The organism is Rhodococcoides trifolii (assembly GCF_014635345.1).
Classification (GTDB): domain Bacteria; phylum Actinomycetota; class Actinomycetes; order Mycobacteriales; family Mycobacteriaceae; genus Rhodococcoides; species Rhodococcoides trifolii.
In genome coordinates, this window is sequence record NZ_BMCU01000007.1 from 80,870 (window position 1) to 106,693 (window position 25,824).

The 25,824-nt window shown below is 67.7% G+C and carries 17 protein-coding genes; 13 read left to right on the forward strand and 4 right to left on the reverse strand.

Features of this window, described 5'->3' with window-relative positions; translation table 11 throughout:
* Positions 1–109 precede the first annotated feature (109 nt).
* From IEW02_RS23930 to IEW02_RS23940, 3 genes are all read left to right on the forward strand, one after another.
* Complete coding sequence (locus IEW02_RS23930; RefSeq protein ID WP_188547775.1) at positions 110–5,140, forward strand: IniB N-terminal domain-containing protein; 5,031 nt, start codon at positions 110–112, stop codon at positions 5,138–5,140.
* Positions 5,141–5,355: 215 nt separating this feature from the next.
* Positions 5,356–7,131 (forward strand): dynamin family protein, encoded by a 1,776-nt coding sequence (locus tag IEW02_RS23935; RefSeq protein ID WP_371829994.1) that lies wholly within the window; start codon positions 5,356–5,358, stop codon positions 7,129–7,131.
* Positions 7,128–8,597, forward strand: coding sequence for a dynamin family protein (locus IEW02_RS23940; RefSeq protein ID WP_188547780.1), 1,470 nt, complete (start codon positions 7,128–7,130; stop codon positions 8,595–8,597). The genes IEW02_RS23935 and IEW02_RS23940 overlap by 4 nt, the downstream gene beginning before the upstream one ends.
* On the opposite strand, the gene IEW02_RS23945 is transcribed toward IEW02_RS23940, so the two are convergent.
* Positions 8,583–9,137: a hypothetical protein gene (locus tag IEW02_RS23945; RefSeq protein WP_188547782.1), complete on the reverse strand. Its 555-nt coding sequence runs from the start codon at positions 9,135–9,137 to the stop codon at positions 8,583–8,585. The genes IEW02_RS23940 and IEW02_RS23945 overlap by 15 nt on opposite strands.
* Before the next feature lie 192 nt (positions 9,138–9,329).
* Here IEW02_RS23945 and IEW02_RS23950 point away from each other — a divergent pair, with 192 nt between their 5' ends.
* On the forward strand, positions 9,330–10,568 hold the full coding sequence (locus IEW02_RS23950; protein WP_188547829.1) for a lipase family protein: 1,239 nt from the start codon (positions 9,330–9,332) through the stop codon (positions 10,566–10,568).
* A 55-nt stretch (positions 10,569–10,623) separates the two neighbouring features.
* Here the strand turns inward: IEW02_RS23950 and IEW02_RS23955 are convergent, their stop codons facing one another.
* Positions 10,624–11,724 carry a beta-mannosidase gene (locus IEW02_RS23955; RefSeq protein WP_371829993.1) on the reverse strand — a complete coding sequence of 367 codons (1,101 nt, stop codon included), beginning with the start codon at positions 11,722–11,724 and terminating at the stop codon, positions 10,624–10,626.
* A gap of 263 nt (positions 11,725–11,987) precedes the next feature.
* Here IEW02_RS23955 and IEW02_RS23960 point away from each other — a divergent pair, with 263 nt between their 5' ends.
* The 4 genes from IEW02_RS23960 to IEW02_RS23975 are packed head-to-tail and all read left to right on the forward strand — an operon-like array spanning position 11,988 to position 18,620.
* On the forward strand, positions 11,988–13,985 hold the full coding sequence (locus IEW02_RS23960) for a hypothetical protein (RefSeq protein WP_188547784.1): 1,998 nt from the start codon (positions 11,988–11,990) through the stop codon (positions 13,983–13,985).
* Positions 13,982–15,505 carry a hypothetical protein gene (locus IEW02_RS23965; protein WP_188547786.1) on the forward strand — a complete coding sequence of 508 codons (1,524 nt, stop codon included), beginning with the start codon at positions 13,982–13,984 and terminating at the stop codon, positions 15,503–15,505. Before IEW02_RS23960 ends, IEW02_RS23965 begins: the two co-directional genes overlap by 4 nt.
* Complete coding sequence (locus IEW02_RS23970; protein WP_188547832.1) at positions 15,505–16,983, forward strand: glycosyltransferase; 1,479 nt, start codon at positions 15,505–15,507, stop codon at positions 16,981–16,983. Before IEW02_RS23965 ends, IEW02_RS23970 begins: the two co-directional genes overlap by 1 nt.
* Positions 16,980–18,620 (forward strand): glycosyltransferase family 39 protein, encoded by a 1,641-nt coding sequence (locus IEW02_RS23975; protein WP_188547788.1) that lies wholly within the window; start codon positions 16,980–16,982, stop codon positions 18,618–18,620. The genes IEW02_RS23970 and IEW02_RS23975 overlap by 4 nt, the downstream gene beginning before the upstream one ends.
* Before the next feature lie 7 nt (positions 18,621–18,627).
* Here IEW02_RS23975 and IEW02_RS23980 read toward each other — a convergent pair whose 3' ends face one another.
* Positions 18,628–19,428 (reverse strand): hypothetical protein, encoded by an 801-nt coding sequence (locus tag IEW02_RS23980; RefSeq protein WP_188547789.1) that lies wholly within the window; start codon positions 19,426–19,428, stop codon positions 18,628–18,630.
* Between the two features lie 247 nt (positions 19,429–19,675).
* On the opposite strand from IEW02_RS23980, the gene dnaK reads away from it, so the two are divergent.
* The 5 genes from dnaK to IEW02_RS24005 all read left to right on the forward strand — a co-directional run bounded on the left by dnaK (position 19,676) and on the right by IEW02_RS24005 (position 25,081).
* Positions 19,676–21,517: a molecular chaperone DnaK gene (gene dnaK / locus IEW02_RS23985; RefSeq protein ID WP_188547791.1), complete on the forward strand. Its 1,842-nt coding sequence runs from the start codon at positions 19,676–19,678 to the stop codon at positions 21,515–21,517.
* Positions 21,514–22,074: a nucleotide exchange factor GrpE gene (gene grpE, locus IEW02_RS23990; RefSeq protein ID WP_188547793.1), complete on the forward strand. Its 561-nt coding sequence runs from the start codon at positions 21,514–21,516 to the stop codon at positions 22,072–22,074. Before dnaK ends, grpE begins: the two co-directional genes overlap by 4 nt.
* 34 nt (positions 22,075–22,108) lie before the next feature.
* Complete coding sequence (gene dnaJ, locus IEW02_RS23995) at positions 22,109–23,302, forward strand: molecular chaperone DnaJ (protein ID WP_188547794.1); 1,194 nt, start codon at positions 22,109–22,111, stop codon at positions 23,300–23,302.
* A 23-nt stretch (positions 23,303–23,325) separates the two neighbouring features.
* A complete protein-coding gene (locus tag IEW02_RS24000; RefSeq protein ID WP_308933206.1) occupies positions 23,326–23,727 on the forward strand; it encodes a heat shock protein transcriptional repressor HspR in 402 nt (133 codons plus the stop codon).
* Between the two features lie 196 nt (positions 23,728–23,923).
* Positions 23,924–25,081, forward strand: coding sequence for an FAD-binding oxidoreductase (locus IEW02_RS24005; protein ID WP_188547796.1), 1,158 nt, complete (start codon positions 23,924–23,926; stop codon positions 25,079–25,081).
* On the opposite strand, the gene IEW02_RS24010 is transcribed toward IEW02_RS24005, so the two are convergent.
* Positions 25,078–25,824 carry an FAD-binding oxidoreductase gene (locus IEW02_RS24010; protein ID WP_229746290.1) on the reverse strand — a complete coding sequence of 249 codons (747 nt, stop codon included), beginning with the start codon at positions 25,822–25,824 and terminating at the stop codon, positions 25,078–25,080. The two genes, IEW02_RS24005 and IEW02_RS24010, sit on opposite strands and share 4 nt — an antisense overlap.

Genomic DNA, 25,824 nt, shown 5'->3' on the forward strand with positions numbered 1-25,824 from the left:
GGGGATCGACCCCGTTGGGCCGGGTGCCGGGGATCCATAGCGTTGGTTCCATTCGCCGGCCCGTGTCGGCATCACCGCGACACAACCCACCCGACATCAGGAGCTCACGATGGCCACCAACGCAGTCCTCGACTTCATCCTCAGCCTTCTCCGTGACGACAAGGCGGCCGCCGCATACTGCGCCAACCCGCAGGCGACGCTGAACGCCGCCGGCCTGGAGGACGTATGCCACGCGGACATCGTCGCTGTGGCTCCCATGGTCGGTGAGTCCGGACTGTTCGCCGGCGGATCGCGGCTGGCGTCCATCGTGAACGCCGGGAACTACCGCGCAGGCGACATCAACATCGGTGGTTTCGGTGGGATCAACGCGGGCGCCGCTGCGGGTGGCATCGCCGTCGGCGGCATCTCGCTCGGCGGGCTGGGCGGCGTCAACATCGGCGGCCTCGGCGACATCAACCTCGGTGGCATCGACCTCGGTGGCATCAACTTCGGTGATCTCGACCTGAGCGGCCTGAACTTCCTCGACCTCGACTTCGCGGGCCAGTTCACCGCGGTACTCGCCGCAGCCCTCGGCGGCGCCCTCCAGATCGGCGGCGAGATCGCAGCCGAGTTCGGCGCGGTCTTCGGAGCGCTCGTCGACGCGGCCCTGAGCCTCGACGGAGCTCTCGCCGGCATCCTCGACATCGACGGACTTCTCGACATCGGCGCCACGGTCGCCGGGATCCTCACGGCAGGCCTCGGCCTGGGAGCCGGGTTCGGCGCAGAACTCGCCGCCACCATCAACGCTGCTGTCGGCGCGATCGCCGGCCTCGACCTCGACGCGGTACTGGGCGTCGCGGGCACCCTCGGCGCTGCCCTCGGAGTCGGCGGCGCGCTCGCGGCCGACGTCGGTGCCTCGCTGGCCGGTGTACTCGGAGCGGCCGTCACCGCCGGCGGCTCGATCGGCGCGGAACTCGCTGCCGCTCTGACCGCAGGCCTCGACGTCGGCGCATCGCTCGCCACGGTCGTCGGCGGCGCCCTCGGCGTGACGGGCGACCTGACCGCTGCACTGGGCGGCGCGTTCGGCGCAGCACTGGGCGTCACCGGTGACCTCGGAGCCACCCTCGCGGGCCTGCTCGACGCGTCCGTCGTCGCCGGTCTCGCCGGGGACCTCACCGCAGCCCTGTCCGCTGCCTTGAGCAACGCACTCGCGGCCGGCGGCGACATCGGTGCCACCCTCGGCGCATCCCTGGGTGCCGTTCTCGGAGCGGTTACCGGCCTCGACCTCACCAACACGCTTGACCTCGACGGTGTCCTCGGCGTCGGCGGCACCCTCAGCGCCGCACTCGCCGGTGCGCTCGGCCTCGGCGGCGGCGTCACCGCCCAGCTCGGCGCTGCACTGGACGCCGCTCTCGGCGTCGTCGGCGACCTCGACCTGGCCGCCGTCCTCGCGGGCGGAGCCGACATCGGTGCCACCCTCGGCGCCGCACTCAGCGGGGTCGTCGCGGCCGGCGGAACCGTCGCCGCGGATCTCGGTGCCGCACTCGGGGCCGTGCTCGGAGGCGTTCTCTCGGCCGACCTCGGCGCACAGCTCACGGGTCTCCTGGCCGGCGGAGTCGACCTCGGCGCAGCCCTCGGAACCATCCTCGGCGGCGCACTCGACCTCGACGGTGTCCTCGGGCTCGGAGCCGGCCTCGGTGCCGGCCTCACCACCACGCTCGGGGCCGCACTGGACGCAGCCCTCGGTGCGGGCGGACTGCTCGGCGCCGACCTCACCGGCCTGATCGGCGCCGGCCTCGTCGCCCAGTTGTCCACCGCCCTCGGCGCCGCGCTCGGTGCGGGTGGGCAGGTGGCCGGTGACCTCGGTGTCGCCCTCGGCGGACTTCTCGGCGCAGGCGCCGGACTGGATCTCGTCGGTGACCTCGTCGCGGGCCTCGGCCTCGACGGCGGTATCGCCGCTCAGCTCGGCGCCGCACTCGAAGCCGCCCTCGGCGGTGTCGTCGGACTCGACGCGGGCGCCCAGCTCGGCGCAGTTCTGACTGCAGGTGGCGCCATCGCCGCCAACGTCGGAGCGACCCTCGGCGCAGCTCTGGGCACGGCCCTGTCGGCGGATCTCGGTGCACAGCTCGCCGGACTTCTGGCCGGTGGTGTCGATCTCGACGGTGCACTCGGAACCATCCTCGGCGGCGCCCTCGATCTCGACGGCGGTATCGCCGCCACCCTCGGCGGCGCCCTCGAAGCAGCCCTCGGCGCGACCGGTGGCCTGGACCTCGCCGCACTGCTCGACGGCGGACTGACGACTCAGCTCTCGACTGCGCTCGGTGCCGCACTCGGTGCGGGCGGCCAGGTCGCAGCGGACCTCGGTCTCGCTCTCGGCGGAGTTCTCGGCGGAGTCGCCGGTCTGGGTGGCGGCCTCGACCTCGGCGCCGACCTTCTCGCCGGACTCGGCCTGGGAATCGACACGGGTATCGCAGCGCAGCTCGGTGCCGCGCTCGAAGCCGCCCTCGGCGGTGTCGTCGGAGTGGACGTCGGCGCGCAGCTCGCAGCCGTTCTGGCCGCCGGCGGCGCGGTCGCCGCGAACGTCGGTGCCACCCTCGGAACCGTCCTCGGTGGTGCTCTGGCCACCGACCTCGGCGCCCAGGTGGCCGGTCTGCTGGCCGGTGGCGCTGACATCGGCGCAGCCCTCGGCACCGTGCTCGGCGGCGCGCTCGACCTCGACGGCGGACTGGCTGCCACTCTCGGAACCGCTCTCGAAGCGGCCCTCAGCGTGACCGGTGGCCTCGACCTCGGAACCCTGCTCGACGGGGGCCTGGTCGCCGGACTGGGCGGTGGCCTGGTCGCCGGGCTGGGCGGTGGCCTGGTGGCGCAACTGTCGACCACCCTCGGCGCGGCCCTCGGTGCCGGCGGATCCGTCGCCGGTGACTTGGGACTGGCTCTGGGCGGCGTGCTCGGCGGTGCAGCCGGCCTCGGCGGCGGACTCGATCTGGCCGGTGACCTCGTCGCCGGACTCGGACTCGACGCGGGTCTGGCCGCGCAGCTCGGTGCCGCACTCGAAGGAGCACTCGGCGGCGCTGTCGGTACGGATATCGGAGCTCAGCTCAGCGGCGTTCTCGCCGCGGGTGGCGCTGTGGCGGCCAACGTCGGTGCAGCACTCGGCACGGTCCTCGGTGCCGGACTGACGGGCGACCTCGGCGCCCAGCTCGCGGGACTGCTCGCCGGTGGTGTGGACGCGGGCGCAGCGCTCGGAACCGTCCTCGGCGGCGTTCTCGATCTGGACGGCGGCCTGGCCGCCACGCTCGGTGGCGCACTCGAGACGGCCCTCGGCGTGACGGGCGGGATCGATCTCGCCGCGCTGCTCGGCGCGGACGTCACCACGCAGCTGTCGACCGCGCTCGGCGCGGCCCTCGGCGCCGGCGGAACCGTCGCCGGCGACCTGGGACTGGCTCTGGGCGGCGTGCTCGACGGCGCAGCCGGCCTCGGCGGCGGCCTCGATCTGGCCGGTGACCTCGTCGCCGGACTCGGACTCGACGCCGGTCTGGCCGCGCAGCTCGGTGCGGCACTCGAAGGAGCGCTCGGCGGCGCTGTCGGTACGGACATCGGAGCTCAGCTCAGCGGCGTTCTCGCCGCGGGTGGCGCCGTGGCGGCCAACGTCGGTGCGACACTCGGCACCGTTCTCGGCGGCGTCCTCGACACCGACCTCGGCGCACAGGTGACGGGTCTGCTGGCCGGCGGCGCCGACATCGGCGGCGCACTGGGAACCGTCCTCGGTGGAGCACTCGACCTCGACGGTGGTCTCGCTGCCACTCTCGGAACCACCCTCGGAGCAGCGCTCGGAGCCACCGGCGCGGTGGACCTCGGCACCCTGCTCGACGGCGGTCTCGTCGCCGGTCTCGGTGGCGGTCTGAGCGCACAGCTCGCAACCGCGCTGGGCGCCACCCTCGGTGCCGGCGGAGCCGTGGCGGGTGAACTGGGCGGCGCACTCGGCGCAGCACTGGACGGCGGAATCCTCGCCGACCTCGACCCCAGTGTCATCGTCGGCGGCGATCTCGGCGGCGTCGTCGCCGGGGCTCTGGGAACCAGCTTGGGACTCGACGCGGGTCTGGTCGGAACCCTCACCGCCGCACTGAACGGTGCGGTGGCAGGCGGAGTCGACCTGACCGGAGTCACCGATCTCCAAGGCGCCCTGACCGGCGTGCTGGGAGTGGGCGGAGACGCCGGACTCGAACTCGGTGCTGCCCTCGGAACTGCCCTCGGCGTGGTTGCCGACGGCGGCGGCGCTCTCGATCTGGGTGCCACCCTCGGCGGGGCTCTCGGCGTCGGCGGCGACCTGACCGCAGGACTCGACACGGCCCTGGACTCCGCGCTCGCGGCGGGCGGTGGTCTCACCCTCGACCCGAATCTGGTCGGCGGACTCACCGGCGTGCTCGACGGATCGGCCGGACTCGGCGGACTCGGCGCGGTCACCGGTGGAGTCGACTCGGGCCTGGCAGCGGTGGGCGGCCTCGGAGCCGGGCTGGGCGCAGCGGCCGGCTTGGGCGGCGGTCTCGCGGCCGGGCTCGGCGGACTCGCGGACCTGCCGGGAACGGTGGACGGTGGGCTGAACCTGCCGGGAACGATCGACGGCGGCCTCAACCTGCCGGGCAGCATCGACGGCGGCCTGAACCTGCCGGGTTCGTTCGGCGGCGGGCTCGAGACCGGAACCCCGCTCGACGGTGACGCGTCCGGAAACTTCGATCTCGGCGGCACCCTCTCCGGGACCGTGGAGCAGGCGACGAGCGTCGTCGGTGGTGGCGATCTGTCCTCCACCCTCGGCGGTGTCACCGGCGGCGGCCTGTCCGGTGCCGTGGACAACGTCACCTCGGCCGCCGGGGCGGTCGACGGTCATGCTCAGGGCGCGGTCGACGCGGCGTCGGACTCGGGCCAGCAGATCGATCAGTCGGCGTCGCTGGCCGGCGGAGTGGACGGCGCCCTCGGCGCCGTCGGCAACGCCTGGTCCTCCGTCGACCCGACGGCAGCCTTCGGCGACGACGACACCAGCGGACTCCACACGGGCTCGCTGACCGGTGATCTGACCGGCACCGCGGACTCCACCGTGGACGACGGAACCGAGTCGACCACCACGTCGCATCACGTCGACCTGGGGGACATTCTCAACCCGTGATCGGTCACCGGTAAGTATCTGTAACAGCCTCGGCCCCGTGCGCGCTTAAACGTACGGGGCCGAGGCTTTACTGTTAACCCTCACAACGATCAACGAAGGATCAGAGCGGGTCGGAGTATTGCATGCAGAACAGCGCGATCGAGGCAACCGGCGGGACGGCCGGAGGCCGGTCGGACATCGGGCAGGCCACGCAACTGGGTGACCTTCTGTCTCGCATGCGAGACATCGCCGCCGAGGCGGACCGCCGCGATCTCGTCGATCGTCTGACGAATGCCCGTGAGCGCGTATTGGATCCCCGTATGCGCATCGTCGTCGTCGGTCCGCTGAAACAGGGAAAAAGCCAGTTCGTCAATTCGCTACTCAACCTCGAGGTCTGCTCGGTCGGCGACGACGAGACGACCGCGGTGCCGACCGTCGTACAGAACGCCGACGAGGCATCGGCGGAGCTCGTTCTCGCCGAACCGGGCAGTGAGCCTGTGCGCGTTCCTGTTCCGCTCGACCAACTGACGTCGATCACGCCGGCGTCGCCGCTCGCGCAGGGCCGCGAGGTGTTGCGACTCGACGTGCACGTTCCCAGCCCCCTGCTCGCCGACGGTCTGGTCGTGGTCGACACCCCCGGTGTGGGTGGCCACGGAAATCCCCATGCCGCAAGCACGTTGGGTCTGATCACCTCGGCGGACGCAGTGTTCGTGGTCTCCGACTCCTCGCAGGAGTTCACCGAACCCGAGGTGGCATTCCTGCGTCAGGCGATGACGCTGTGCCCCACGGTTGCCGTGCTGATCACCAAGATCGATCTGTACCCGCACTGGCGCGCCATCGTCGAGGCCGATCGAGAACACCTGCGGCGCGAGAACATCGATGCGGTCATGCTCCCGATCTCATCCATGCTGCGGTCACATGCGTTGCGGTTGAACGACGATTCGCTGAACACCGAGGCCGGTTTTCCGCAGTTGTACCAATTCCTGCGCGAGCAGGTCGTCGCCCGCGCGACGGTGACGACGCGCAAAGCCGTTGCGCTGGACATCAGGTCGGTGTCCGAGCATCTCGCTCTCGCGCTCGGAAGCGAACTCGCCGCCCTGCGCGATCCGGATACCGCCGCCGCGGCCGTGTCCGGGCTGCAGACGGCGAAGGCGTCGGCCGAAGCCATGCAGCAACGGTCGGCGCTGTGGCAACAGACCCTCGGTGACGGCATCACCGACCTCGCCGCCGATATCGACCATGATCTACGAGATCGGTTGCGGCAGGTCACGCGTGAGGCCGAGCAGGCCGTCGACGACGGGGACCCGGGCAAGGACTGGGCCGTCCTCGGTGAGTGGCTCGAAGAACAGATCGCCACCGCGGTCGGCGACAACTTCGTGTGGGCGCACGAGCGGTCGATGTGGTTGGCCGAGCGGGTGGCCGAGCACTTCGCGGATGCCGCGCAAGCGCACCTGCCCGACTTCGACATCGCCGGTATGGACGGCATCATGGACCCGGTGACCTCGCTCGCGGACCTCGAGTCCGGTCGGATGGGCATCGCGTCGAAGGTGCTGGTGGGTATGCGCGGGTCGTACGGCGGCGTGCTGATGTTCGGGCTCATCACCACCTTCGTCGGACTTGCCCTGATCAACCCGATCTCCATCGGAGCCGGAGTTCTGTTGGGCTCCAAGGCATACAAGGACGACAAGGAACAGCGGGTGCTGAAGCGCCGCGCGGACGCGAAGGTCGCCATTCGCAAGTTCACCGACGACGTCAGCTTTCAGGTCGGCAAGGAATCGAAGGACCGCCTGCGGCTGGTGCAGCGCGCACTGCGTGATCACTTCGCCCAGATGGCCGATCAGACGGTGCGGTCCATCAACGACTCGCTGCGTGCGGCGCAGGAGGCGGCCAGCATCGCCAACAGCGAGCGCGCTGCGCGGACCGCCCAGTTGGAGAAGGAACTACAGGCGGTGGCGACCATGCGATCGATCGCGAGTCAGCTCGACCCGGAGCAACTGGAGACGGCGAAGTGACTGTCGCGCTCGACCGTGCGCGGGTGCTGATCGACGCGGCCCGCCGCGAGTACGCCGACGTTCCCCATGCGCGCGAGCAGTTGGCCGAATGTTCGGCGAGGCTGGACGAGCCGTTGCGCGTCGCCCTGGCCGGGTCGTTGAAGGCAGGTAAATCGACGCTGCTCAATGCGCTTGTGGGACAGCACATCGCGCCTACCGACGCAACCGAGTGCACTCGCGTGGTCACCTGGTACCGCCGCGGCGCGACGCCCTCGGTCACCGCCTGGTACGACGGTGACCGCACGATGGACGTTCCGGTGATTCGCCGCGAAGGCCGCCTGACGTTCGACTTCGGCGAGCTGACGGCCTCGCGGGTGGACCGACTGGACGTGGAGTGGCCGGCGCGAACGCTGAAGTCCACCACAATCATCGACACTCCCGGAACGTCGTCGCTCACCCGTGACGTGTCGGCTCGGACGTTCGACATGCTCACCCCGGAGGATTCGACGTCCGGTGCCGACGCCGTGGTGTATCTGATGCGGACACTGAACGCGACGGACACGGCCTTCCTCGGCCGCATCAACGACAGTGTCGGCGGGGATACCGGGCCGCTGGGTGTCATCGGCGTCGTCTCGCGGGCCGACGAGGTGGGCGCAGGCCGGATGGACGCGATGATGTCGGCCAAGGAAGTCGCGGCCCGGTTCTCCGTCGAGCTGGAGCGAACGGGCCTGTGTCAGGCGGTCGTTCCGGTCGCCGGGTTGTTGGCGCTCGGTGCGCGCACCCTGAAGCAGAGCGAGTACTCGGCCTTCGTGGCTCTCGCGTCGACCTCGCCGGACGATCTGCAGTTGGCCATGCTGTCGGCGGACCGGTTCTCGCGGCCGGACATCGATCTTCCGGTCGACGCCGCGACGCGGGCCGCCCTCGTGGATCGGTTCGGGCTGTTCGGCATTCGCATGGCCGTGACGCTGATCAGGCTCGGTACGCGCGATTCTCCGGGACTCGCCGCAGAACTCGTCGAGCGAAGCGGTCTCGGTGAGCTGCGTCAGGTCATCGACGTGCAGTTCGGGCAGCGGACCGATCAGCTCAAGACGCACTCGGCGCTGGTCGCCCTCGAGCGCGTTCTCGTGGAGGAGCCGCGGGCATCGACGTCGGAGATCCGTGCCGAGGCGAGCCGAATGCTGGGCGACGTCCACGGTTTTCGCGAACTGCGGCTGCTGGGGCAGCTGCGCGCCCGCAGCGTTCACCTGCCGGAGGAGTCGCTGGCGGAGTTGTCGAGGATCATCGGCGCCTACGGGATCGACACGTCGGCCCGGCTGGGTCTGGCCCCCGACGACGGGATCGAGCTGCAACGCAAGACCGCGTTCGACGCAGTCCGGCTGTGGCGCACCAAGTCCGGTCACCCGCTCCTCGATCAGTTCACCTCCCGCGCCTGCTCGATCGCGGCTCGCAGCGCGGAAGGCATTCTGGCGGAGCTAGATCGGGCGTAGTTGCCCCTGCCCGCTGAGCCACCGGCCGACGGGCCGAGCGAACAGGGGAGCGGTTCCGGCGACCGCCAGAACGGCGACCACGAACGGCAAGATCCCCGTCGCACCCGAGAGCGCGTCCTTCGCGGTGTACCAGAACACCAGTGACCCGGCCGCGGCCACGACGGCAATCAGCATCAGGACCGTGCGTCCGGTCGAATTGCGCCCGCGCACCTGCACCATCCCCATCAGGGCCAGGAGGAGAACGAGCACAGCCACCGCCCCGGACGCGATCATGGTGATGTCGACCGTGGAGGCGATGTCGTCCGCGCTGGTGTCGGGGCTGTCCGCGGCGAGGGTGTCTCGTAACGTCGCGCGTATTGCGGCCTGATCCAGCCCCACGAGCGCAGCGGTGGCGGCGAGCGCCACCAGAGCCACACCCCACACTGCCACCGCCAGGTCGACTGCACGAGGCCTGTCGTCGCTCACCGGCTCGCGCAGCGGTTCGACGCGAACCTCGGGGCGTTCGGGACGTGGACGGTGCGGAGGCTTGTGATCTGTCACTGTCGGAGCGTACCGAACCGGCACTTGTTTCAGCTCACAACCGACCGAATGCCGTTTTGTTACTTACTAACTCGTTGATCTCGTGGTTACGGTGCGGCCGTCGGCGCGTCGTACAGTGAGCCCACTCACAGGATCTTCACGTTGAACAGACAGGTGCACGACGTGCGTAAAGCAAGACTTTCCGGGGCGCTCATGGTGCTCATCGCGGCGGTGTCGACGCTCGTCGCACCGACGGCGAGCGCGGCAGATTTCTACACTCCGCCCTCGCCGCTGCCGGCGGGACAGAACGGCGACCTCATCAACACGGGGCCGTCCAACCTCGCCATCTCGGTCCCCGGAATCGGCGGGCCGTTGCCCGGCAAGGCAACTCGGTTGATGTACCGCTCCCAGGACTCGAACGACAAGCCCGTCGCCGTGACGGGCACGTACATCGACCCGTCGGCCTCCTGGACCGGCCCGGGCGAGCGCCCGGTGGTCGCATTCGCACCAGGAACGTACGGGCAGGGAGACAACTGCGCCGCATCGAAGCTGCTGAACAACCTGATCTCGTACACGCCGCCGTTCGGGGTGATGGTCGAGTACGAGATCGTGCAGATCTACACGCTGCTCACTCAGGGTGTCGGCGTCGTGATCACGGACTACCAGGGACTCGGCACCCCCGGCAACCACACCTACGTCAACCGCGCAGCCGAAGCGCACGCCGTTCTCGACTCGGTGCGTGCCGCCAAGAACGTACGCGGAACCAAGATTTCGCCGACGTCGCCGGTCGGTATGTGGGGCTTCTCGCAGGGCGGCGGCGCTGTGGCCGCGGCGGCGGAACTGGCACCTCAGTACGCACCCGAGCTCACCATCAAGGGCACCTACGCCGGAGCGCCTCCCGCCGACCTCGGAGCCACCTTGGCGCAGGTCGACGGAACCATCCTGTTCGGCGTCATCGGCTACACCCTGAACGGTCTGCGCGACTCCGATCCCGACATCGGGCCCATCATCGATCAGTACACGAACGACAAGGGCAAAGCGATGCTCGCCGCAGTGTCGAAGCAGTGCATCGTCGAAACCGCGCTGAGCGTCGGCTTCCACCGCACCAACGAGTACCTGAAGGACGGTCGCTCGCTCTCGCAGACGCTGGGTGACATTCCGAAGGCCCAGGAGATCCTGGCGAAGAACAAGATCGGTGAACGTACGCCGAACTCGCCCGTCTACATCGACTCGGGAACGTCCGACGACATCGTGCCGCACGGCCAGGCCGTCGATCTCGCTCGGGACTGGTGCGCCAAGGGTGCGAACGTGACGCTCAACCGCCAGCTCTATCCGGCGATCTTCCCCGGTCTCGCGCTCGGTCACCTGCTTCCCGATTTCCTCGGGTTGCCGGCGGCGAACAAGTGGTTCTTCGATCAGCTGACCAACAAGCCGTCCGGCGGCAACTGCTGATCCAGCTCTGACGACGGCCCCGTTCACCTCGGTGAGCGGGGCCGTTTTCGTCGGGTCAGGAACCCAGCGACTCCCACACCGGGTCGTCGTATCCGATGTCGTAGCTGCACTGGGACGGGCGCGGGTCCGGCACGAACGCCCACAACAACGCACCCGCGGTACCGGCTCGTCGCTGGCCGTCGATCTTGTACGTGATGTGCGCTGCCCTCTCGCGGGTATCACCGCACGATCCGGCCAGTTCACCGATCTCTCCCACCAGCAGAGGTTTTCCCAGAGACCTCGCCTGATCGATGCGGCGCGCCAACCCGTTCCACTCATCTCCCGGAAGTGGTACGCCGTCCGCTCCGTAGTCGTGATACTGCAGGACGTCGACGAAGGGCGACGCACCCACGAACGTGAACTCGTCGCCCTGTGTTCCGCACTGACCGCCGCCCGTGAGTCCCGCCGTGATCGGAGTGCGTGGATCCCGCGCGCGCAGCAGGCTGCCGGCATCGTCGAAGAAGTCTCGAAGGACCTGTGCTGCATCGCTTTCGCAGGTGCGGGTGGACCAGTTGCACGCCGCGTCCGTGCAGGTGCTCGTCTCCGGTTCGCCCACCAGTTCCCACGCGGCCAGTGCGGGTGAGTTCTTCCACCGGTCGGCTGCGGTCTTCACCCACTCGTCGAAGGCAATCGGCGACGTCGTCGACGGAGCCTTCCATCCGTCGATGTACCACTGTCGATTCTTGAACACGTCGTCCTCGCACGCACCGTCCTGCGGCGCGAGAACGGGGACCACCATCTGATCGTGAGCCTCCGCTGCCGCGAACACTGCGTCCATGGCCCGGAAGTCGAGCTGTCCGGTGAACCGGTTCGTGGCCAACGCTTGGAATGCATCGAAGCGGGTCATCGAATGCGGCGGCAGGGCAGCGAAGTAGGAGTCGAGGTTCACCATGGCGCCGCACCCACGGTTGACCGACCAGTCCGTCGCCAACTGGTAGGCGTTGAAACCGGTCGGCCACCACGATGCACCGTCGAGAGTCAGGCCGTCCGGGTTCACGCGGACCCTCGTGCCGGACGGGGCTTGGGCAGCAGCGGACGGCACGAAGGCGGCCGCCAGCCCCGTGAGCCACACCAGTGACACGACAGCGAACGTCCGCGCTGTGCTGGGATTCCACACGCGTCGGACCCTATCCGGCCATTGCTACGAAAACGGCGCCATTGTCCAAGAACGGACGCCGCGACCGAATCGAGGACACATTTCGGTTTCCGGTCTTGAATGGACCGTCCAGTCGCGCCAATTGGATTGCACTGACCGGCAACAGATTACGAAAATCATCGGGAGAGATGCGCGGAAACCGGCAGGCGGGCATACTCGGCCGACCGGGCATTTACTGCACAAGGTCGGTAGCGCACAGAAACGTCGTCGGGAGGACGTGAGCAGTGAAGATCAGGTGTGTGCGAGCTGCGGTGACCGCGGTCGCACTGCTGGCGATGACGGCAACGACCGGTCCGGCGGTGTCCTTCGCGCAGGATGACGTCGGAGCGCCGTTCGAGCTCACGTTCACCGACATGGGGATCGGAAAAGCGTTGCCCCTGAACGGACCTGACGGTCGATCCTCCGTCACGGTGCCCGTGACTCCGGGTACCACTCCCCGGGCTCTCCTGGCCACGGCCCTGGTACCGATGGGATCGGGCCGAGGCTGGCTGGACGTCTCGTCGGACGGGCGCACGCTGGCACGCGCCGACCTGCCCGAGGGCGCCACGTCGGTACCGTTCTCCGCGCCGTTGGCGGGCCTACCCGTGGTCGACAATGCGGTGACACTCGACGTGTCGACCGCGTCGGTCCCCGCCGCCGGCGACTGCGTGGGAGCCCGTGACGGCACTCCGGTCACCGTTGTCGACGCATCGGTCGCGTACGCCGGGCAGCCGACCGTTCCCGCAACGATCGCCGAGTTCCTGCCTCCGGTACTGAGTCGACTGACCGTCTACCTCCCGGACGCCCCGGACGCGGACCAGAGTTCCGCCGCTGTCGCGCTGAGCACGGCCATCGTCGAACGCTACAAGTCCCAACCCGTTCGGATCAGGCTGCTCCCGGAGAGCCGGCTCGACCGCGAGTCACCGGACGGGCCGTTCGAGCGTTCCGTCGCGATCTCGCAGAACACCGACGGCAGTGCACGATTGATCTACCCGACGGATCCGTCACCGCCCACATTGTTCGTCTCCGGTTCGGGGAGCGCCCTCGCAGATCAAGTACGCATGATCACCAGCAGCGTGTCGTCGTTGGCGGTGTCGACATCGGCGTCCGTCGGCGCGCTCTCACGACCTCCGGTCCTGGCGTCCGACACGGCCACTCTCGACGACCTCGGGGTGGGCACCGTGTCCGGTTCGGGATCCGGAAGGGTCGACGTGACCGTACCCATCGATCAGACCAGACTGGGGCGAGCTGCACAGAACGTGTCGGTGCACCTGCTCGGGAGCTACACACCGCTGCCCGCGGACGTCGGCGGTTCCGTCACCGTGACCGTCGGGGACTCCTCTCTCGCTGTCCTGCCGGTGGATTCGAGCGGGCGGCTCGATTCCTGGGTCGACATTCCGCCGTCCGTCGCCCAGCGTGTGACCGACCTGACCGTCACGCTGGCAACGACGACCGCCGGAAGTGGTTGCGGAACAGGTAGTTCGAAGGACCTCACGGTCGACGGCAGTACGCTGGTGACGAACTCCGCCGACGGCGTACCTGCTCCGGGTGGATTCGCGTCGGTACCGCAGGCCCTGATGCCTCGGGTCGACGTCGCCATGACCGGGCAGGACTTCGCCGACACGCAGCGCGCGGTCACTCTCCTGGCGGGCTTGCAGCGACTGTCCGCGCTTCCCCTTGCGCCGCAGCTGGTGTCGATGGACGACGTGGCGGGCGGTGACGCCCCGGCCGTCGTGATCTCGCCGAGCGGAACACTGCCCGATTCGATCACGCTGCCACTGCGCAGGTCCGGATCCACGACCTTCGACGTCGGTGGGCCGGGCTCGGAAGCGGAGACTTCGCTGACCCTCGACGGAGCCGTGCCCTACGGTTCCCTTCAGGTCGCCTACGACAGCGCGCGACAGCGGACTGTGGTCGTCGCATCGTCAGACGATGCACCCGGTGAACTGGACCGCATTCTGACGTGGTTGGACGCCGATCCCGGTCGATGGTTCGGTCTGTCCGGCGATGTGTTGTTCGGCAGTGCAGGGAGGGACCCGATTTCGTTGTCGAGCGCCGATCTTGCCGGCGTCGTGGACGAGAAAGACGTTGCAGCAACGGAATCCGGATCCACCTCGAACCCGCTCGTACGAAAGATCTTCGCGGCGGGCGCATCCCTGCTTCTCGTCGCCGCGGTCGTGGCGGCCGTGGTGGTGATCCGCGGCCGCCGACGTACCCCGCCCGGTGAGTCGACGGCGTCGTGAGTACCGTCGAGGCGCCGCTCGCGGTCGATTCCGGCGACGACGGCGCCGAGCCGGTCGAGCGCACACCGAATCATGTCCGACCTCTGGTGTTTCGGTGGGTGCTGCTGGGGCTCTGCGTGATCGCCGCGTTCTTCCCGACGTGGCGTCGCCTCGCGAAGGAGGCGAGCGACGGGGCGATCACCGCCTACATCTTCATCCTTCCGTTCCTGGCCGCCATCGCCGCGCAGGGAATCGCTCGACGGCGCGGTGCGGAGCTGCCCATTCACGATCGCCAGACGGACAACATCTGCGGCGGTATCGGTCTGCTCGCCGCCATCGCGATTCAGGGCTTGTGGCTTCCGCGATACGCGGACCAGTACGCCCTCGCGCACCTCGATGTGCTGGCGGGAGTGGTGTTCACGATGAGCGGGGCGGTTCTCCTGTTCGGTCTTCGGCCCGTCGGCCGGTTCTGGTCCGTATGGCTTCTGCTGCTCATGCTCTCGCCGTTGGGTTACCGCATGATCGCCATCGCGCTGGGCGGGAGCCGGTTCGATTACGGGAGCGTCATGGTCCTTCTCGCCGGTGTCGCCGGCGGCATCGCGGTCGGGCGCACGAAGCGCCGGGCGATACGGGGGTCAGTCACCACCGTGGCGGTCGGTCTCGCGATCCTGTGGGCGATGTTGGAGCTGTGGCCGACACTGCACATCGCGATCCTTCAGTTCGTGAGCGCCATCGGATCGGCCTCCGCCACCGGTCTGCTCTACTTCCTGCACGCGCGGCGCGGCCGGTCGAAGAAGTATCTGGCCGCACCAGTGACGAAGATGAGTGCGAAGCGGTCCGTCAGCGCCAAGGTGAGTGTCGTCCTCGCCGCGATCGTTCTGTTTGCGCTGCCCCTTCCCGCGTCGGACACGTCCACGACGTCGCCGGGACCACCCGGTCCCGTCGACGGTCCGCTCTCGACCCCGGACGGGTGGACGCGGACATCGATCGAGTCCTACCCGTGGGTGACGTCCTTCTTCGGCCGGTCCTCGACGCTGGTGCGTCAGTCGTTGGTGGCCGAGCAGGGAAATCCCGACTGGGACGAACAGTCTCGGCCTCGCACCGTCATGGTGGACGTCCTCTCGACCACGAACAAGGCAAGTCTCGTGGTGTACCCGGAGAGCACGCTCTACCGGTTGGCGGACACTCGGACGAGTAATGCGCTGTCGGTGCGCTTGGGACACGACGTCGTTGGGTCCCTGTACACCTCGGTGGACGACACACTCCTGCTGACGTGGACCAAGCTGGTGTTTCAGTGGGAGCGCTCCGGGGTCGTGCAGCGCGTGACGGTCATCAGCGTCGACAACCACGACGAAGGCGCACTGTTTCCGGTTCCCGCACCGTCGATGGCGTCGAATCTGAGCTCCAGCATCGGTACCTTTTTGCGGGGCAATAAGATTGCCACGAACGACGATCCCGACTTCAAGGATCGGACCCTCCTCACCGCGCTCGCCACCGACCTGGTGGACGAGCAGTGGCCGCGCACGGGGAGCGGACGGTGATCGATCCGCCACGGGTCGGAACCGAGACGGCCGAGTTCCGGGCCGCAGCGCTCGACGACGCCATCAACGGCCTCGCAGCTCGGGATCCGTTGGCCAGTGCCGCAATCGCATTCGTGCCGTGGCAGAAGTACGTGGGGTTCGCGGCGATCGCTCTCGTGGTCGCCGCCGCCGTCGTCGCTCCGGTCGGCACACTCGTCGCCATCACGGTGATCTGCACGACCGGCTACCTGGCGATGATGATCGACCGGTTGCTGCTGTTCTCCCGCGGGCTGGACGCGTCGGCGATCGTCACGATTCCGGACGACGACGCTCTGGCCCTCGCCGACGACGACCTGCCCCAGTACACGATTCTCGTTCCGGCGTACGACGAGCCGGAGGTGGTCGGAGATCTCATCGCCGCGATGTCCGGCCTGAACTACCCGCCGGACAAGCTTCAGGTTCTGCTCCTCCTCGAGGAGGACGACGACGCCACCATCGACGCCGCATGCAACGCCGGCGTCAGCGCGGTGGTCGAAGTCGTGTTGGTTCCGGCGGGCGATCCCCGCACCAAGCCGAAGGCCTGCAACTACGGCCTGCATTTCGCCACCGGGACGATCGTGACCATCTTCGACGCCGAAGACATGCCGGAGCCGCTTCAATTGCGGCGCGTCGTTGCGGCTTTCGCATCCCTCCCCGACACCGTCGCGTGTGTGCAGGCAAAGTTGGCGTTCCACAACGGCTCTCAGAACTTGCTGACGGGATGGTTCACGGCCGATTACGCGCTGTGGTTCGGCTACCTGCTCCCCGGTCTGATGAAGAGCAAGTCCCCGATCCCGCTGGGCGGGACGTCGAACCATCTGCGCCGGGACGTCATCGAGAAGGTCGGTGCGTGGGACGGGTTCAACGTGACCGAGGACGCCGACCTGGGTGTGCGGATCGCGGCGTCGGGATACTCCACGGCCGTCCTCGATTCGACGACGCTCGAAGAGGCGAACAGTGACCCGATCAACTGGGTCCGGCAACGATCGCGTTGGTACAAGGGGTACCTGCAGACGTGGCTCGTTCACATGCGGAGACCGTGGAAGACCATGCGCGCGCTCGGACCGATGGGAACCTACCGGTTCACCCTGCTGCTCGCCGGCACTCCGATCACGGCGTGCATCAACATGGTGTTCTGGTTTACCACGGCCGCATGGATTCTCGGTCAGCCGGCCTTGATCGAGGAGCTGTTTCCGCCCTACATCTACTACTTCTCGCTGGTCTCGATGATCGTCGGCAACGTCGCGACGATCTACATGTATCTGGTCGCGTGTCGAGAGAGCGACAACGCCTACCTGCTCGTTCCGAGCCTGACGATGCCCTTGTACTGGGTCATGATGAGCGTCGCCGCTCTCAAGGGGCTGTGGCAACTTCTGCGCAATCCGTCCTACTGGGAGAAGACCTTTCATGGTCTGACCGCGCCGGTTCCCCACGACGTCATCGACGAGAAGGTGGCATGAACCGCTCTCGGGCAGCGACGATCCTCCTCCCGTCCTTCGCCGTGTACCTGGTTGTCGGACTGACACTGTCGCTGAAGTTCGGATACCTGCTCGGTGATGCGTTGAGCAGAACCTATGCCGCGCAGGCGGTCCTGTTCAGTCGCGACCCCCACGTCTCGGCCATCGGCTTCGTGTTCACTCCGCTCACCGCGTTGCTGCAACTGCCCCTCGTGGCCTTTTCCAACCTGCTTCCGGCGCTGACGCGGTGGAACATCTCGGGACTGATCGTCTCGGCCGTGTTCATGGCCGGCACCGTGGTGGTGATTCACGGGATCTGCCGCGACCGCGGATGTACGAGAACCCAGACCTACGTGTTGACAGCGCTGTTCGCGATCAATCCGATGATCGTGTTCTACGGCGCCAACGGTATGAGCGAAGCAGTCTTTCTCTTCTTCGTCTGCGCGGCCACGCGGAGGTTGTTGCGGTGGGTGCACACCGACGACGTGCACGACCTTCTGGTGGCCGGCGTCGCGCTCGCGTTCGCATACCTCACCCGATACGACGCCGTTGCCGCAGTCGCGGGCACGGCCGCGTTGGTCTTTCTGGTCACCCTGTTGCGGCGTGGGGGCCGCGGCCGCGCGGAGATGACACGCCGGGCCATCCTCGACGCGGTACTCGTGGCGAGCCCCGGACTGGTCGCGTTCTTGGTCTGGGCGGCCACCAGTTGGCTCATCACCGGGGAGGCTCTGGCTCAGTTGTCTTCCAGTTACGGCAATGCGGCCATCCTCGAGCAGTCGGGCGGATCGACCGGCGGGCCGTCGGAGAACGCGCTGTTCTCGATCATGGCGATAGTGGTTCTCGCTCCGGTACTCCCGGTCGTGCTGCCGATCGCCGCGGCCCTCTCGTTGCGTCGGCGCGACCTCGAATTTCTGGTGGCCCCTGTCGTCCTCGGCAGTGTTCTCGCGTTCCAGCTGCTGAGCTTCGCGACCGGTTCGACGTTCGGCTTTCTGCGCTTCTACATCTGCGCGATCCCACTCGTGACCGTGGCGGCGATCCAGTGGGTACCTGCCCGCGGTCATCTGACCTCGAGGCGTCCCGGGGTGTTCGCACGGCGCCGACCGGAGCTGGGAAGCGCGATCAGACCCGTCGCCGTGACGGTGATGGCGCTGTCCGCAGTGGCGTTGCCGGTGACGGCGTTCGCCATGGTGCAGCCGAGTCTGTCCAGTCAGCAGTACGCGCTGGGGTCGCTGTTCGATGTGGAACCGACATCGACCGAGGGAATGTCGGCGCGCCGGGTCATCGCCTCGTTCTCGACCGAGCGCACCCTCGCCGAGTATCTCGACCGGCAGGACCTCGCGCCCGGTTCGATTCTCACCGACTCGGTGTACGGATTCGCGATCGTCGCGGCCTCCGAACACCCGGACCGATTCGTCGTGCCGTCGGACGACGGCTTCACCGAGGTCCTCAACGAGCCGGCCGCCGCCGGGGTGCGATACATCCTGACCGTTCCCAACGTCGGCCGCGGGGAGTCCGATGCGGTCAATCGGCGGTACCCGACAATCTGGGACAACGGGGGAGGAGTGGCGACGCTGGCCTTGGAGGTACCGAACGACGGAGCCGACCAACCTGTGTGGCGGGTCTACGAAGTTCTGGGTTGACGGATTCTCACCCGACGGTTTCTCGCCCGACGCGTTCTCGGGCCGCGGACACCCGTTCGTCGGCATCGTCTCGGGCGGTCCGGGCACTGGCGGCCGCCGATTCGGCAGCCGTCAGTTCCTTCTCTGCTCGCCGGAGCAGATCTCGGAGTTCGTCGACGCGCTCCCGAACGGTGCCGACGGTCTCCTGTGCGTCGTCGAGGGCGGACTGCGCTTCCGCCAGAGCGTCTTTCGCCTCGTCGAGTTCGGCCTGAGCGGCACGGCGGTCTTCTTCCGCTGTGTCCGGTTCGGGCTCGGGTTCGGGTTCGGGTTCGGCATCCGGAACCGCCGCAAGTAGCGCCGGTCCGAACCCGCTGTACTCGACGGCGCCCAGAACGCGTCCACCGCGAACGGTCTGCGCCACGTCGGGATCCGCGAGAGCGGCGCTGAGGGTCTGGCCGACTTCACGCACCATGTCCTCGGTCAGCGTCACCTCGCGCGCTGCGGCCAATTCGCTTGCGGCGGAGGCTAATCCGCGGACCGCTGCCTGGCGTTGTTTGGTGAGCGACTTGAGCGCGGAACCGGACAGGTGGCGCTGCGCCTCGACGAGTGCTTCTCCGAGGTCGAGCAGGTCCTGCACGTCGCCGGGGCGTTCGTGGGCGAGAAGATTGACGGCCCATCCGACCGTCGTGGGCTTGCGGAGTTTACCGATGGCGGTGGCGAGGTCGCGGTTCTTCGCCGCGCGCGCTTGTTTCACCCTCTCGGTGCGGACGGGTACGAAGTCGGGGAGGTTCCCGCTGTACAGCTCGTCGGCGACCTCGTCGATGTTCACGTCGTCCACCCTTCCCGATTCCCGGTGATCAATTGTGTACCTGCTGCGCGCCGACCTAGGAACCCGTCGACCGTGCAAACCGATTTCGGGGCTCGGGAACAAACCACGAACCTCCCCCGTTGGACGTGTCAGTTGCATTGAGTGTCAGACGCTCAAGTCTGGACTTGACTCGAACGGGAGTCGTGAGCAAACTTGAGCCTTGTTCGCTCAGGCATCCCCTGAACCCGTTATATCTAGGAGGAACACAATGGCTCGTGCGGTCGGAATCGACCTCGGGACCACCAACTCGGTCGTGTCCGTCCTCGAGGGCGGCGAGCCGGTCGTGGTCGCCAACTCCGAGGGCTCGCGCACTACCCCGTCGATCGTCGCATTCGCGAAGAACGGTGAGGTCCTCGTCGGCCAGTCGGCAAAGAACCAGGCCGTCACCAACGTCGATCGCACCATCCGTTCGGTCAAGCGCCACATCGGCACGGACTGGACCGTGGGTATCGACGACAAGAAGTACACCTCGCAGGAGATCAGCGCGCGCACGCTCATGAAGCTGAAGCGCGACGCCGAGGCCTACCTGGGCGAAGACATCACCGACGCCGTCATCACCGTCCCCGCGTACTTCGAGGACGCACAGCGTCAGGCCACCAAGGAAGCCGGCCAGATCGCCGGCCTCAACGTTCTGCGCATCGTCAACGAGCCCACCGCGGCAGCACTCGCGTACGGCTTGGACAAGGGCGAGAAGGAACAGACCATCCTCGTCTTCGACCTCGGTGGCGGCACGTTCGACGTGTCCCTGCTCGAGATCGGCGACGGAGTCGTCGAGGTCCGCGCCACGTCTGGTGACAACCACCTCGGTGGCGACGACTGGGACGAGCGCATCGTGACCTGGCTGGTCGACAAGTTCAAGGCTCAGAACGGCATCGATCTGACCAAGGACAAGATGGCTCTGCAGCGTCTGCGCGAGGCCGCCGAGAAGGCGAAGATCGAACTGTCCTCGAGCCAGAGCACGTCGATCAACCTCCCGTACATCACGGTCGACGGCGACAAGAACCCGCTGTTCCTCGACGAGCAGCTCTCGCGCTCGGAGTTCCAGAAGATCACGTCCGACCTGCTCGACCGCACTCGTGCGCCGTTCCAGGCCGTGGTCAAGGACTCCGGCATCGCCGTCAAGGACATCGACCACGTCGTGCTCGTCGGTGGCTCCACTCGTATGCCCGCCGTCTCCGAGCTCGTCAAGGAGCTCTCTGGTGGACGCGAGCCGAACAAGGGCGTGAACCCGGACGAGGTCGTCGCCGTCGGCGCCGCACTGCAGGCCGGTGTGCTCAAGGGTGAGGTCAAGGACGTTCTGCTCCTCGACGTCACGCCGCTGTCCCTCGGCATCGAGACCAAGGGTGGCGTCATGACCAAGCTCATCGAGCGCAACACCACCATCCCGACCAAGCGTTCCGAGACCTTCACCACCGCCGACGACAACCAGCCGTCCGTGCAGATCCAGGTCTTCCAGGGTGAGCGTGAGATCGCGTCGCACAACAAGCTGCTCGGATCGTTCGAGCTGACCGAGCTGCCGCCCGCCCCTCGCGGCGTGCCGCAGATCGAGGTCACGTTCGACATCGACGCCAACGGCATCGTGCACGTCACGGCCAAGGACAAGGGCACCGGCAAGGAAAACACGATCAAGATCCAGGACGGCTCCGGCTTGTCCAAGGAAGAGATCGACCGGATGGTCAAGGACGCGGAGGCGCACGCCGACGAGGACAAGGCCCGCCGCGAAGAGGCCGAGACCCGCAACCAGGCCGAGTCGCTCGTCCATCAGACGGAGAAGTTCGTCAAGGACAGCGAAGACAAGATCCCGGCCGACCTCAAGGAGCGCGTCGAGACGGCGATCTCCGAGGCCAAGACGGCACTGGACGGCACCGACCTCTCCGCCATCAAGACCGCGGTCGAGAAGCTCAGCACCGAGTCCCAGGCCGTCGGCACCGCGATCTACGAGGCGTCCGCCGCCGAGGGTTCCGCGAACGGTGAGGCCCCGACCGACGGAAGCGACGATGTCGTGGACGCCGAGGTCGTGGACGAGCCCGTCGACACGGACAAGAAGTGAGTGGTGACGCAACCGAACCGGTAGCGGGAGACGTGGAGGACGTCGTGGAGGAACCCCTCGCGGGTACCGCCACGGCGCCTCAGCCGGGTTCGGTGGACGACGACGTGCTCGAGGTAGTAGAGCCCGAGCGCGACGAACTTGCCGAGCGGACGCTCGATCTGCAGCGGATCAGCGCGGAGTACGCCAACTATCGGCGTCGCGTCGCGCGGGACAAGCAGACCGACATCGAGAACGCGAAGGCATCGGTTCTGACCGAGCTGCTGGCCGTTCTCGACGATCTCGATCGCGCACGTTCGCACGGCGACCTCGAGACGGGGCCGCTGAGCAGCGTGGCGAACAAGCTGGAGTCGGTTTTCACCGCACAGGGTGTGGTGGCGTTCGGGGCCGAGGGCGATGCCTTCGATCCGGCCGTGCACGAGGCAGTTCAGCACGACGGCGACGGGCAGAACCCGGTCGTCGGAAGTGTGTTCCGCAAGGGATACACATTGCGCGACCGCGTACTGCGCACCGCAATGGTGGCAGTGACGGACGGCGAACCGGCTGCCGACCAGGCATAGTCGGACAGAACAGAACGGAAGGAGGAGACATTCAGTGAGCCAGCGGGAGTGGATCGAAAAGGACTTCTACAAGGAGCTGGGTGTCTCCTCCAGCGCGTCGGCGGACGAGATCAAGAAGGCGTACCGCAAGTTGGCGCGGGACAACCACCCCGACGCCAACCCGAACAACAGCAAGGCCGAGGACAAGTTCAAGGCGGTCAGCGAGGCACACGCCGTGCTGTCCGACGCGGCCAAGCGCAAGGAATACGACGAAGCGCGCGCTCTGTACTCGAGCGGTGGGTTCGGCCGCGGGGGGTTCTCACCCGGCGGCGGCACCAACTTCGGGGGCGGCGGTGGCGCGCAGGGATTCGACATCGGCGACCTCTTCGGAGGCGGTGGGTCGTACACGTCCGGCAGTGATTCCGGCCTCGGCGACCTCTTCGGCGGATTGTTCAACCGCGGCGGCACCACACAGCGCCCGGGTACGTCGACGAGACCGAGCCGCGGAGGAGATCTGTCCGCGGAGATCACCCTCGACTTCCGGGATGCGGCCACCGGAACGGCTGTCCCGCTGAGCATTACGAGCCCGTCGTCGTGCACCACGTGCCACGGCAGCGGAGCCAAGCCGGGTACCAGCCCACGGGTGTGCCCCAAGTGCAACGGCGCGGGAGTCGTCAACCGAAACCAGGGCGCGTTCGGCTTCAGTGAGCCGTGCGACGAATGCCGCGGAACCGGTTCGATCATCGACGATCCGTGCCCCGACTGCCGTGGCAGCGGCGTGCAGAACCGGACCCGTTCGGTGACCGTGCGGGTGCCGGCGGGTGTCAGTGACGGTCAACGCGTTCGCGTCGCCGGTCGCGGTGAAGCCGGACTGCGCGGCGCCCCGGCAGGAGACCTGTTGGTGACGGTGAAAGTGCGCGCCGACAAGGTGTTCGGCCGAACCGGTGACGACCTCACCCTGACCGTTCCGGTCGGGTACAGCGAACTGGTTCTCGGTGCGACGCTGTCCGTCCCGACCCTCGACGGCCGGGTGGGCGTCAAGGTTCCCGGCGGCACCGTCGACGGTCGGACGTTCCGAGTCAAGGGACGCGGAATTCCGAAGAAGAGCGGCGCGGGCGACCTGCTGGTGACCGTGAAGGTCGCAGTTCCACCGAAGCTCGATGATGCTGCAACAGAAGCACTCACAGCGTATGCCGAGGCCGAGAAGGCAAGCGGGTTCGACCCGCGTGCCGGTTGGCCGGGCGCGTAGACAGTCTGCGAAGGGAGAGGACAGTGGTGGACGCACGAGAATCTGCCGCGGATCCCGATGCCCGAATCTTCGTGATCTCGGTGGCGGCCGAACTGGCCGGAATGCACGCACAGACGTTGCGCACCTACGACCGCCTGGGTCTGGTGACGCCGCACCGCACCACCGGGGGCGGTCGACGCTATTCGCCGCGCGACGTGGCGTTGCTCCGCGAGGTGCAGCGCCTGTCGCAGGACGAGGGAGTCAACCTCGCGGGCATCAAGCGCATCATCGAACTCACCAATCAGGTGGAGGCTCTGCAGATGCGCGTGACCGAACTGGCGACAGAGCTGGCGCAGGTGCACGCGGGGTATCGGCGCGATCTTCTTCCTGCCCCGCGCAACAACGCGCTCGTGGTGTGGAAGCCGCGCAACCCGCGTCAGCAGTAGTGCGACCCCGCGGGAAACCGTCGGCGATTGCATATCGTGTGTGGACAGGTCGCACGAAAACAAGAAACAATATATTCACCGGTTATTGCTGCTCTTAATACACAATGAACCGAAATGGAGTTCGACCCTCCCTGATTCATGGGAATGCCGCTAGGCTGTGCCTCGAGCAGGCATTTCTACGGGAGGATAGGCCGCGGTGGACCCACGAGCGATCTCCTTGGTGCGCACCTCTTTCAAAGCAGTCGCCGCGGTCGACGGCGGCCCCGATAAACTGACATCGTCGTTCTACGCATTTCTTTTCGCGCGCAATCCGGAAATCAGGGAATTGTTTACGGCCACGATGACCGGTCAGCGGGAGCGACTCGTCACGGCGATCGCCTACGTGGTGGATCACCTCGACGACCTCGAGGCGAGCTTGCCGTTCCTGGAGCAGCTCGGGCGCGATCATCGCAAGTACGGCATCGTCGACCGGCACTATGCGGCGGTCGGCGCCGCGCTGATCCTGGCGCTCGAACGGTTCGCCGGCACCGAGCTGTGGACCGACGAGGTTGCCGCAGCGTGGGACGACGCGATCGCCATCATCGCCGGGACCATGATGAACGCCGCGAACGCCGAAACGGGTCCCGCAGCCGTCGGGGCCACGGTGATCGAGCACGTCGAGGTGCTGCAGGACGTCGCGATCATCCGTCTCCAGCTCGACGAACCGCTGAAATACGCTGCGGGACAATACATCAGCGTGCAGGTTCCCAGCCGGCCCCGCATGTGGCGGTACCTGTCGCCGGCGATCCCCGCGAACGACGCCGGGCAGATCGAGTTCCACGTCCGCCGCGTGTCCGGAGGGTGGGTCAGTCCGGCGATCGTGCAACGAACCGAGGTGGGGGAGCGCTGGGTCGTGGGATCCCCGCTGGGCTCGCTGGGAGTCGCCGGAGCCGGCGGACGGAACATGCTCATGGTCGGATCGGGAACCGGTCTGGCGCCGCTGCGCGCGCAGATCATGGAGATGTCCGCCCGGTCGCAGAACCCGAAGGTGCACCTGTTCATGGGCGGCACCTACCCGTGCGACCTGTACGACTTCGACACCATGTCGGACATCGCGCGGTCCAATCCCTGGCTCACCGTCGTTCCGGTGTCCGAGAACGACACCGACCCCTGGTGGCACGACGGCGGCCCGGTTCCCGCGCTGTCGCGTCAGCTGATGCCGAGCCCGGTCGGTGTGCTCGCCGCGTCCTTCGGCTCGTGGGCCGAGCGTGACGTGCAGATCGCCGGCTCACCGTCGATGATCGCCGGCACGGTCGACGCGCTCGTGGCGGGCGGCACTCCGCACGAGAACATTCGTCACGACCCGCTGATCTAGGTGGCGATGGCGTCCGCCGGCGTACCCGTCGCCCGCAGGCACCGCACCGTCGCGTCGACCATCCCGGGCGAGCCGCAGACGAGGACCTGGCGGTCGAGGAACGGCCCGAACGACGCAGCGACGTCACCGACGCGCCCCACCACGAGCTGATCCGCTCGGAAACCGGACGAGGGCGCATCCGCCTGCCTCTCCAGGTCGGCTCGGGCGAACCATTCGTCCGCGAAGGGCGGGTCCGCGATGTTGTCGACGACCGGGATAACGGTCAACCACGGAGCGTGCGCGGCCAACAGCGACAGCATGTCGGCGGCGTAGAGATCGCGTGGTGACCGGCCGCCCACGAACAGATGCACCGACGGTGGACGCTCCCACCGCGCAAGATCGAGGATCAACGCTCGCATCGGCGCCAGTCCCGTGCCGCCGGCGATCATCACCACGTCGCGGCCCGAATCGTCGACGAAGAGATCGCCGTCCGGGGAGTCGATCGTCCACACGTCGCCGACGCGGGTGTCCGAGACGATCGACCCGCTCACCCACCCGGCCGGAACCGCGCGGACGTGGAACTCGAACTTGCCGTCGAGCGACGGGGGAAGGGCCGGCGAATACCGACGCGGCACCCGCGGGCTCTGCGGCACGGTGACGGACACCGATTGCCCCGCGTGAAACGGCACGAAATCGCCGACGAGTCGCACGACGCCGATGTCTCGCCGCAACCGATGAACCTGAACAACCCGAGCGTCCCCCAC